Origin of the sequence: Streptomyces sp. NBC_01260 (genome assembly GCF_036226405.1) — a bacterium.
GTDB classification, from domain to species: Bacteria; Actinomycetota; Actinomycetes; order Streptomycetales; family Streptomycetaceae; genus Streptomyces; species Streptomyces laculatispora.
Genome location: NZ_CP108464.1, coordinates 7,384,537 through 7,395,414 on the forward strand (window position 1 = coordinate 7,384,537; position 10,878 = coordinate 7,395,414).

At 73.4% G+C, this 10,878-nt stretch carries 7 protein-coding genes; 3 read left to right on the top strand and 4 right to left on the bottom strand.

Annotated elements, in window-relative coordinates:
- Positions 1–12: 12 nt before the first annotated feature.
- Positions 13–2,178: a prolyl oligopeptidase family serine peptidase gene (locus OG322_RS32990; protein ID WP_329307352.1), complete on the bottom strand. Its 2,166-nt coding sequence runs from the start codon at positions 2,176–2,178 to the stop codon at positions 13–15.
- Positions 2,179–2,274: 96 nt separating this feature from the next.
- Positions 2,275–3,480 (bottom strand): cytochrome P450 family protein, encoded by a 1,206-nt coding sequence (locus OG322_RS32995; RefSeq protein ID WP_329307792.1) that lies wholly within the window; start codon positions 3,478–3,480, stop codon positions 2,275–2,277.
- A 444-nt stretch (positions 3,481–3,924) separates the two neighbouring features.
- Between OG322_RS32995 and OG322_RS33000 the strand changes: the two genes are divergently transcribed.
- The 3 genes from OG322_RS33000 to OG322_RS33010 are packed head-to-tail and all read left to right on the top strand — an operon-like array spanning position 3,925 to position 5,471.
- Entirely contained in the window at positions 3,925–4,152 is a 228-nt protein-coding gene (locus OG322_RS33000; RefSeq protein ID WP_123468127.1) for a hypothetical protein, read from the top strand.
- A 19-nt stretch (positions 4,153–4,171) separates the two neighbouring features.
- On the top strand, positions 4,172–4,660 hold the full coding sequence (locus tag OG322_RS33005) for a hypothetical protein (protein ID WP_123469674.1): 489 nt from the start codon (positions 4,172–4,174) through the stop codon (positions 4,658–4,660).
- A gap of 58 nt (positions 4,661–4,718) precedes the next feature.
- Complete coding sequence (locus OG322_RS33010) at positions 4,719–5,471, top strand: thioesterase II family protein (protein ID WP_123468125.1); 753 nt, start codon at positions 4,719–4,721, stop codon at positions 5,469–5,471.
- Between the two features lie 77 nt (positions 5,472–5,548).
- Here the strand turns inward: OG322_RS33010 and OG322_RS33015 are convergent, their stop codons facing one another.
- A complete protein-coding gene (locus OG322_RS33015; RefSeq protein WP_123468123.1) occupies positions 5,549–7,585 on the bottom strand; it encodes a type I polyketide synthase in 2,037 nt (678 codons plus the stop codon).
- A complete protein-coding gene (locus tag OG322_RS33020) occupies positions 7,582–10,878 on the bottom strand; it encodes a non-ribosomal peptide synthetase (RefSeq protein ID WP_329307353.1) in 3,297 nt (1,098 codons plus the stop codon). The genes OG322_RS33015 and OG322_RS33020 overlap by 4 nt, the downstream gene beginning before the upstream one ends.

The window sequence follows — 10,878 nt, forward strand, 5'->3', positions numbered from 1 at the left end:
GGCACCCCGTGTTCAAAGCCCCAGGGACTTCCTCAGGAAATCCCGCTCCAGCAGCAACAGACCGCTCGCCGTCCGCTCCTGGCCGACCAGATGGCCGGCGCCCGACAGCGGCAGCACCGTATGCGGCCGGCCGGCGGCCAGCAGCGCTGCGGAGAACCGCAGCGTGTGAGCCACGGCCACATTGTCATCGGCAAGACCGTGCACCAGCATGAGCGGCCGGATCAGGGCCCCGGCCTCGTCCAGGAGGGAATTGCGGGTGTAGTCCTGCGGAAACACATCCGGGTGGCCCAGGAACCGTTCCTCCCAATGGGTGTCGTAGAGCCGCCGGTCGATCGACGCCGCACCCGCGATCGCGGCATGGAAGACCTCCGGATGACGCAGCACGGCGGCCGCCGCCAGATAGCCGCTGAACGACCAGCCGCGCATCGCCACCCGTGTCAGGTCCAGGTCGGGGTGGAGCGCGGCCGCCGCGTGCAACGCGTCGATCTGGTCCTCCAGCACGGCGGTGAGACGGTCGCCGTGCACCGCCTTCTCCCAGGCCTCGCCGCGCCCCGGCGTACCCCGCCCGTCCGTCACCAGGACCGCGAAGCCCTGCTCGGCGAACCACTGGGCGACCGCGACCCACCAGGTACGCACCTTCAGCACGACCTGCATGCCGTGGCCCGCGTAGGGGCTGAGCAGCACCGGCAGCGGACCGTCGCCCGGCCGGTGCCACGACGGCAGGTAGAGCCTGCTGCGCAGTTCCCGTTCACCGAGGCTCAGGGCCAGCGGCCTCGGGGTGACGAGCGGTTCCTCCGCCAGGACCGCGATCCGGCCCACCGGAACGCCGGTGCGCAGCACCGTCACGGTATGGCCGTCCGGAGTCCTGCTGTCGAGCACCACCGTCGGCCCGCCGACCGACGCCGTATGCACACCGGGTGCGTCGCTGACCCGTACGAAACCCTCCTCGGGTGCGTCGGTCGCGTACGACCAGACATGCGTCTCGGTCGGCTCCTCGCCCGCGGTGAAGTACACCCGCCCGCCCGCCGCGCCGACCACCTCGCGGACCTCCAGACCCGGCGGTGTCGCGGTGCCGCCGATGTCCAGACCCTGGGTGTCGCCGCCCGGCCGGGCGGCGACGGCGAGCGCACCCGAGGCGAGCCGCAGCGGTGTGCCCGGCCGCAGCGCCACCCAGGCGGGATCGTGCGCCCGGCTCACCGTCCGGGTCCCGCCCGACCGCTCGTCCACCGCCAGGACATGGACGGACCGCTGGTCACGCGTCTGCACGGAGACCAGCGGCCCCCGGCCGTCCCAGCCCGCCGACACGACGTATTCGAAGGCCCGGTCCGTCCAGGCGCCTTCGGGGTGGTCCTCGCCGGCGGCCGCGGGCAGCCGGACACCGGTCCGTTCCCCGGACACCCGGAGCAGATGCAGCGACACCTTCGCGTTCGGCGTGCCGGCGGCCGGATACGGCACCACGCGCGGCGGCCGCTCCGGATTCGCCGGATCACTGATGTAGCGGCGCCGGACCCCGGCGGTGTCCACTCGGGCCACCAGCAGCGCATCGCTGTGCGGCGACCACCAGTAACCTCGCGAACGCCCTATCGACTCCTGCGACACGTGGTCGGACAGCCCGTACGTCACCTGCTCGCCCTCCGGTCCGGCGAGCAGGCGCTCAGCCGTCCCGTCGGCCCGCACGGTGTGCAGCGCGCCGCCGGACACGTACGCGATCAGGGAACCGTCGGGAGAGGGGCGCGGGTCCACGACCGGCCCGGCCGTGGCGATCCGGCGAGGCCCCCCGCCGTCCGTGCGCACCACCCAGAGCCTGCCCTGAAGCGCGAAGGCCACCAGCCGCGCGGTCTCGTCCGCGGCGTAGGAGACCACGCCCGAGGAGGTCTCCCGGGCCCGTTCCCGCCGCGCCAGCTCCTCCGGAGGCACCTCGCCCGGCGCCTCGTCCGTGAAGTCGGGCCCGGCGGGACCGGCGAGCATCCGCTCCGCGCCGTTCTCGTACAGCCAGAGCCGGCTCACCGGGTCGGTGCCCGACGTCCCGCGCACGAACAGCACGCGCTCGCCGTCCGGGGAGACGGTGAACTGCCTGGGCACGCCGAGCGAGAAGCGCCGGGTACGGGCGAACTGGAGAGGGAACCGCTCAGCGGCGGTCGCGAGGGCATCGGCCGGTGCGTCGAAGGGGGCAGTCATGGCGACACCATGGCAGGCGGAATCCGCTGGATCCATCGACTTCCGGCCGTCCATGACCGGGAGTTCTCCTCCGGTGTGCGGCTGAAGGATCCGGCCTCAGCCGTGCAGCCGTACCGGCAGCCGCCGCACGCTGTTGCCCACGAAGGACGCGTGTCGCTGCAGTTCGGGCTCGGGGACGGCGAGATCGAGGCCGGGGAAGCGCGTGAAGAGCTGCTCCAGCGCGGCAACGCCTTCCATCCGGGCCAGCGGGGCGCCCATGCAGTAGTGCGCGCCATGGCCCAGTGAGAGGTGCCGGGCCCCGCTGTCGCGGGTGATGTCGAAGCGGCCGGCATCGAGGCCGTGGGCCGATGTGTCGCGGCCCGCCGCGGAGTAGCCGGCGAGCACCGGGGTCCCCGCGGGGATCACGGTGCCGCCGATCTCCAGGTCGCGGGTCGGGTAGCGGAACGGGAAGTAGCTGACCGGGCTGTCCCAGCGCAGCGTCTCCTCGACCACGTCCGCCCAGCTCGCCCCGCCCGACCGCACCAGGGCGAGCTGGTCACGGTGGGTGCACAGGGCCCGGACGGCGTTGGTGATCAGATTGAGCGTCGTCTCGTGGCCGGCGATGATCGTGAGCATCAGGGTGCCGATCAGCTCGTGCGGGCCGAGCCGGTCGCCGTTCTCCTCGCGGGCCGCGATCAGCGCGCTGGTGAGATCGTCCCCCGGACTCTCCGTCCGGGCGGCGGCGACCGCGCTCAGCACCTCCACCATCTCCCGGTTGGCCGCCTTCACCTCTTCCGGGCCGATGTCCGTGGCGACGATCTGGTTGGACAGGTGGTGCAGCCGGTCGTGGTGTGCGGCATCCACGCCCAGCAGTTCGCAGATGACGCCCATCGGCAAGGGCAACGCGAAATGCGTACGCAGATCGGCGACACCGCCGCCGGTGGCGGCCGCCGCTTCGAGGCTGTCCAGGAGCGAGGCTGTCAACGCCTCGATGCGCGCACGCAGTTCCTCGACCCGGCGCCCGGTGAACGCCTTGCTCATCAGGGACCGCAGCCGCCGGTGGTCCGCGCCGTCGGCGGTGGTCATCCCCTGCACCGTGGCGAATGTCCTCAGCGGCCAGCCGTCGGCGATCTCGCCGGCCCGGAGCGCCGCGAAGTGCCGCGCGTTCTTGGCGACATCGGGGTGCGAGAGGAACTCCTTGAGCGCGTCGTGCCCCAGTACCGCCATGCCCTCCACCTCGCCGGGGAGGATCACCGGCGTGACGGCTCCCCGGGCCAGCAGCCGGGCGTTGGCCGCGTGCGGACAGCCGCCCGCCGGGTCCATGCGGTGCGGGCGGTCGGCTGCGGAGCTCACCGGGGACGTGTTCAACAGGGCTCTCCAGACTGAGGGATGCGATGAGCGGAAGTGCGGAGCACACACCGCGCCCGGACCCGTGCCCGCTTCGACCCGGCGACCGTGCGGACCACAGCCCCGGCCACGAACAATGACCCTTCCAGGCACGTCGAACTCCCTTGCGGCACCGGAATCATGCCGATTCGAGGGTCCTTCGTTTGTACCAGGCCGGACCGGGGTGCGTGCCCGATCCCGCGAGCCCGGCATGACCCGGACGAGTGGCGATGGGCCAACAGGGCCGATGTGAAGGGCAACCGGGGAAGGCCGTGCCGGGAACCGCGCCGCCGAAGATGCCGCCGTAACTGCCGATCGCGGCCGGCTGCGGAATCTACCGTCAACTCCTGTAAGTGATAACCGACTTCTTGGAGGACAGGGATGAACAACAGCATGCGCACCGCGGCCGCTGCCGCCGCTCTTGTCGCCGGTCTCGTCACGGTGAGCGGTACCGCCAATGCCGCCGAGCGTCCGGACCGGATCACCAGCCAGGAGCAGCTCGCCAAGAGCATCGCGCAGGCGGTGGCCGTCGAGCAGCAGAACGGCGCCGTCACTGATGGGGTCATCGGCGGCATAGTGATCAACACACTTGCTGCGCGTTCCTGCTGACGAATAGGAGGTGAGCACCGTGGACAGCACCGCGGACCTTGCCCAGGACGGGCAGCAGAGTCCCCTGAGATGGTGTCCGAGTGGCGATGCGAGCCGCCCGGAGTCCGTTGTCCTCGGCGTTCGGTCCGGGGATCGCGGCCAGGTCGTCTATCTGGCCGAACCCGTACCCGCCGCCGATGTGCTCGGCGCCATCCCGGAGGGGATCGCCCCCAACCGGGTGCTCCGGTTCGCCTCGCACTGCGTGTCGGACTGCGCGAACCGGGTCGGCGAGGCCTGCGGGCTGATCGAACGCATCAAGACCGTTCCGGCCGAGACCGGACCGGTCGCCGTGCCACGGTGCCACCTCCGCCCGCACTGCAAGTGGTGGAACCAGGCCGGCGTCGAGGCCTGTCACCGCTGCCCCGCCCTCACGACGCTGGAACCCCGCGACGACGAACTCGCCGTTCTCGTCGCGGACCCGGCGACCACTCGTGAACAATTGGAGGACTGGATCGCCGCCGCACCGTGAGCGGGGATCGTTCGCGGAGCCGGTCACGGACCGGACCGAGTACGAGAGAAGGGATGTCGTGAACAACTGGATACGGTGCTTCCGCCCGGCCCCCGACGCCGGAGCCCAACTGCTGTGCTTCCCGCACGCGGGTGGTTCGGCCAGTGGCTACCATCCGCTGTCGGCCCAGGTCGCGGGGAGGGCGGAGACACTGGTCGTGCAGTACCCCGGGCGCCACGACCGCATCGCCGAACCGTTCGCCGAACGGTTCGGCGATGTCGTGGACGCGGTGCTGGCCTCGCTCCCCGCGAGCGGGGGCCGGCCGCTCATGCTGTTCGGCCACAGCATGGGCGCGCTGCTGGCGTTCGAGACAGCGCGGCGGCTCGCGGCCGAAGGGCGGGCGCCCGCGGCACTGTTCGTCTCGGGAAGCGAGGCCCCGTCGCTGCCGCGACAGGCACGGGTGCCCAACCCGCCCAGCGACGAGGACCTGATCGGGGAGATGCGGCTGCTGTCCGGTACGGACGAGGAACTGCTGGCCGATCCCGAGATCCTGCGGCTCGCGCTGCCGCCGCTGCGCGCCGACTACGCCATGCTCTTCTCCCGTATCCATGTTCCCGGGCCGCCGCTGCGCTGCCCGGTCGTCGCGCTGACCGGTGACAGCGACCCCCGGGTCTCCGTCGAGGGCGTGCAGGCCTGGGAGCAGGAGACCGAGGGTCCCTTCGAGCGGCATGTGCTGCCCGGCGGTCACTTCTTCCTGGGCGACCACCTGGACCGTGTGGCGGAACTCGTCGCCGCGAACGTGCCCGGCCGGGCGGCCCGTGCCACCGGCTGACACCGCACATCGCTCATCGCGCAGGGCTTGGGCCCGACCCGGAGGGGTCGGGCCCAAGCCCTGTGCGATGTGGTCACTCACTCCGCCTCGAACTCCGCGAGCAGGGCGTCGAGGGAGTCGTCACCCTCCCGGACCGCGATGATCTGCCGGGCCATCTCGTGCAGCGTCAGCTGTTCCAGGAACAGCGTGATCGGGACGTCGAGGTCGAAGTCGTCCCGCAGGCAGCCGACCAGGTGGACGGCGGTCAGGGAGTCGCCGCCGGCCGCGAAGTACGTCATCTCCGCGTCGTCGGCGTCCGCCAGGCCCAGCGCCTCGGCGAGCAGCGCGCGGATGTCCTGTTCCAGGTCCGCCGAGCGGCCTTCCGGCTCCCGCTCCGGCTGCTCCCCGGCCGGGGCGACCGGGAAGAGGCGGTAGGCGCCGTGGCTCGGGCCGGAGAAGGGATAGGACGGCAGAGCGGTCCGCCGGCCGCCGCCCTCCGCCGGCACCGGCTCGCCCGCCAGCCAGGCCTCGCCGAGCGGGTCGGGCCCAGCGGGGCTCACCGCGCCGCCCGAGGCCAGTGCGGCGAGCAGGTCCGCCGCGCCCGCACGGTCCGTTGCCCGCACATAGCCGCGCACGGCCATCGGGGCACGGCCCACGCGCAGCGTGTGCGCGGTGTCGGCGAGCGACGGGGCGCCCGGCGCCCGCAGTGCCGCGGCCAGCCGGCCGGCCAGCGCGTCGAGGTCCTCCCGGGTGCGGGCGGACAGCAGCAGCACCTCCGGGCCGTCCGGCGACTCGGCGCCGTCGCGCGGGGGAGCCTGCTCCAGGACCACGTGCACGTTCGTGCCGCCGATGCCGACCGAGCTCACCCCGGCGCGCCGGGGGCCGAGTTCGGGCTCCGGCCAGGAGGCCGCCCGCTCGATCAGGTGGAAGGGCGAGTCGTCGAAGCCCAGTTCGGGGTGCGCGCGGCCGGCGTCGGCGTTCGGCACCAGCGTGGCGTGCTCCAGCATGAGCACCGACTTGATCAGCGCGGCCACGCCCGCCGCCGCGTCCAGGTGGCCGATGTTCGACTTCACCGAGCCGATCCCGATCCGCCCGGTGCCGAGCGCCCCCTTGAACGCGGCGGTCGCCGCCGCCGCCTCGATGCGGTCCCCGAGCGCGGTGGCCGTGCCGTGCGCCTCCAGGTACTGGGCGTCGGCCGGGTCGAGACCGGCGGCCGCCCAGGCCTCCACGATCGCGGCGGTCTGCTGGTCGACGCCGGGCGCGGTGAACCCGACCTTGGTGGCACCGTCGTTGGTGACGGCGCTGCCCCGGATGACCGCCCTGACCGGGTCGTTGTCGGCGAGCGCGTCGGACAGCCGGCGCAGCACGACCACACCCACCCCGTTGCCGGGCACGGTGCCGCCGGCCCGCTCGTCGAAGGGCCGGCAGCGGCCGTCCGGGGAGAAGATGCCGCCCTGGTGGTGGACGTATCCCCGCTTGTGCACCGTGTCCACGGCGACACCGCCGGCCAGCGCGGTGTCGCACTCGCCGAGCAGCAGCGACTGCACCGCGAGGTGCACCGCCGTCAGCGAGGTCGAGCAGGCCGTCTGCACCGTCAGGCTCGGCCCCTCCAGGCCCAGCCGGTAGGAGATCCAGGGGGCGAGGAACTCGCGGTCGGTGAGGATGCGCACCTGGAGCGCCCCGATGGACGCGGCGAGCTTCGGATCGGTCTGCGCCGCCAGCATGTGCTCGGTGGAGCCGCCGCCCACGTACACGCCGGTACGCGCGGAGCCGCCCAGCGGGTTGCGGCCGGCGTCCTCCAGCGCGGACCAGGCCGTCTGCAGGAGCAGCCGGTGCTGGGGGTCCAGGGCCGCCGCCTCGGTGCGGTTGAAGCCGAACACCTCCGCGTCGAAGCGGTCCGCGTCCGCGAGGTGGCCCTTGGCCGGTATGTAGTCGCGGCCCCGGACCTCCTGCGGGTCGGCGCCGTCGGCGATCAGCTCCTCCTCGGTGAAATCGGTCACCGAGCAGAGCCCGCCGAGCAGATTGCGCCAGTAGGTGTCCAGGTCGGGGGCGCCGGGGAAGCGGCCGCTCATTCCGACGACCGCGATCGCGGAGTCGGCTGCGAGGGGCTCGGCGGCGCTTGCGTTCTCGGTCATCGTGTGGAGCCTTTCCGGTAGCTGAGTCGTTGGGCGGCGGCGGTGCGCCGTGCGTGCCGGTCACCGCCGCGCGCGGCGGCCGTTTCGGTGGTGGGGGAGGTGCCGGGGGCCCCGGTGGCGGGCCCGGGGGCCGACCGGTCGAGGTGGGCGGCGAGGGAGGTGACGGTGGGGTGGCGGAACAGGTCGACGAGGCTCAGTTCGCCGTACGTCCCCAGCTCGCGCAGGGCGGACAGGACGCTGAGCAGCCGGATCGAGTTGCCGCCCAGATCGAAGAAGTGGTCGGTGACGGCGACCAGTTCGAGGTTGAGGACGCGGGCCCACAGACCGGCCACCAACTGCTCGGTCGCGGTGCCCGCGACGGTGGCCGAGCCGTCCGGCCGGCACCGCACGGTGACGGGTTCCGGGAGCCGGGCCCGGTCGAGCTTGCCGTTGCCGCTGATCGGCATCTCGTCCAGGCGCACGAACACCTCGGGCACCATCGACCCGGGCAGCCGCTTCGCGAGATGGGCGCGCAGTTCCGCGTCCGGGGGCGCTTCCCCGTCCCGGCCCACCACGTACGCCACGAGCCGCTGCGCGGTGCCCTTGCCGCGCACGGTGGCCGCCGCCAGGGCGACGCCCGGCGCACCGGCCAGCAGGGTCTCGATCTCGCCGAGTTCGATGCGCACGCCGCGCAGCTTGACCTGGAGGTCGGTGCGTCCGAGGTAGTGGATGAGGCCGTGCGCGTCGATCCGGCCGAGGTCGCCGGTGCGGTACATCCGGGTGCCCGGTGCGCCGTGCGGGTCGGCGACGAACCGTTGCGCGGTCAGGCCCGGCCGGCCGATGTAACCCCGTCCCAGCGAGGCGCCGGCCACGTAGATCTCACCGGCGACCCCGGCGGGGACCGGCCGGAGCAGCTCGTCCAGGACGTAGACACGGGCCCCGGGCACGGTGCCGCCGAGCGCCACCGGCTCACCGGGGGTGAGGTCCCCGGTGGTCGCGTAGACGGTCACCTCGCTGGGCCCGTACGCGTTCACGATTCGCCGGCCGGGCGCGCTGAGCCGTCCGACCAGCTCGGCCGGGCACGCCTCGCCGCCGACCGCGACGGTCCGCAGGTCGGGCAGCTGCCCGGTCAGGTCGGGCAGCAGCATCGCGGCGGACGGCGGCAGGAACACGTACGTGATGCGGGAGTCCCGCAGCCGCTCCAGCAGCGCCTCGCCGATCCGCTCGTCCTCCCGCGGGATGTGCAGCTCGGCTCCGGCCACCCAGGGGAAGAACAGGTCGGAGACGGCCACGTCGAAGCCGAACGAGACGAATTGCAGCACCCGGTCGTCGGCGTTCACGGGGAAGGAGTGCCGGACCGCCCGGGTGAGGTTGACCAGCGCCCGGTGCTCGACGGCGACGCCCTTGGGCACCCCGGTGGAGCCCGAGGTGAACAGGACGTAGGCGAGATCCCCGGGCGCCGGTGCGGCTGCGGTCGTGGCGGGCGCCGGCACGATGGGGTCCGTGACGGCCGGGCGGTCGACCCGGATGCACGGCACCTCCAGGCCCGCCCCCTTCTCCGCGGTCTCCCGGGCGGTCAGCAGGAGACCCGTGCCCGAACTCTCCAGCATGTGGCGGAGCCTGGCCTCCGGTTGCGCGTGGTCCAGCGGTACGTAGGCGCCGCCCGCGCGCAGGACGGCGAGGGCCGCGATGCCCTGGTCGGCCGAGCGCGGCAGGAGCAGGCCGACCCGGAAGCCGGGCCGGACCCCGGCGGCGCGCAGCCGGGCGGCCAGCGCGTCCGCCCGGCCGAGCAGTTCGGCGTAGCTCAGCCGGAGGCCGCCGCAGACCAGGGCCGTGGCGTCGGGGCGTTCGGCCGCCCGGTCGGCGATGAGGTCCGGCACCAGACGGTCCAGCGGCGCGGCCTCGGCGAGCCGGTCGGCGCCGTCGATGATCCGGCGGCGCTCGTCGGCCCCCACCAGCTCCACCGTGGACAGCGGCGCGGACGGGTCCGCGAGGAGCCCGGCCAGCAGGGTGCGGAAGTTGTCCGTCCAGCGGCGGACCGTAGCGGCCTCGAACAGGTCGCTGCGGTAGATGAACTGGGCGGCGAGCAGATCGTCCCACCGCTCCACGAACAGGTGGAAGTCGAACTTGGCGGTGTCCAGCGTCAGGGCGAGCCGCTCGGTCGTGGCCCCGGCCAGCCGCAGACCGGGCGCGGCCTCGTCCTCGTAGCTGAGCGCCACCTGCACCACCGGGTCGTGGCTGGTCTCACGGACCGGGGCGAGGGTGTCGACCACCGCCTCGAACGGTGCGTCCTGGTGCGGCCGGGCCGCCAGCAGGGAGGCCCGGACGCGGCGGGTGAGCTCGTCGAGCGACGGGTCGCCGGACACGTCCACGCGCAGCGCCAGGGTGTTGGTCAGCATCCCGACCATCTCCTGGAGTTCGGGCCGCTCGCGCCCCGATGCCGGGTAGCCGACGACCAGGTCCTCGCCGCCCGAGAGACGGGAGAGGAACGCGGTGTACACCGCGAACACCGTCATGAACGGGGTGGCGCCCTGGGCCGCGGCCACTTCGGCCAGGCGTTCCCTGACCTCGGCGCCGAGCAGGAAGCGCTCGGTGCCCCCCGCGGCGGTGCGGACCGGCGGTCGCGGACGGTCCAGCGGCAGCTCCATGGCGGTGGGCGCGCCGCGCAGCCGGTCGACCCAGTGCTCCACGGACGCCTCGAACGCGCCGTCGGCGGTGCGCTCCCGCTGCCAGGCCGCGTAGTCGGGGAACTGGAGCGGGAGTTCGGCCGGCCGGTATGCCGAGCCCCGGGTCTCGTGCCGGTATCCCTCGGACAGCCCGTCCAGCATCAGTCCGAGCGACCAGCCGTCGCAGACCAGGTGATGGGCGACCAGGAGCACCCGGTGGCTGCCGTCGTCCACCGCGTACACGGCGCAGCGCAGCAGCGGCCCCGCGGCGGTGTCGAAGGGGCGGGCGGCCTCGGCGCGGATCAGGGCGTCCGCGCGGTCCACGGGCACGTCCCGGTGGATCACGGGCCGCACCCGCCCGACGGCCGAGACACGCTGCGCCGGGGTGCCGTCCTCGGCGGTCCGGAAGACCGTCCGCAGCGCCTCGTGGCGGGCGACGAGCGCGTCCAGCGCCCGGCCGAACGCGAAGGTGTCGAACGGCCCGTGCACGGCGAAGGCGACCGGCACGTTGTACTGGGCGGAGCCCGGATTCAGCTGGTCCAGGACCAGCAGGCGGCTCTGGGCGTCGGATGCGGGGAACTCGTACTCCTCGTTCCCGCCTCCCTCCCCGGCGTAGAGGTCGATGAGATCGACGGTGTCGACGGTCAT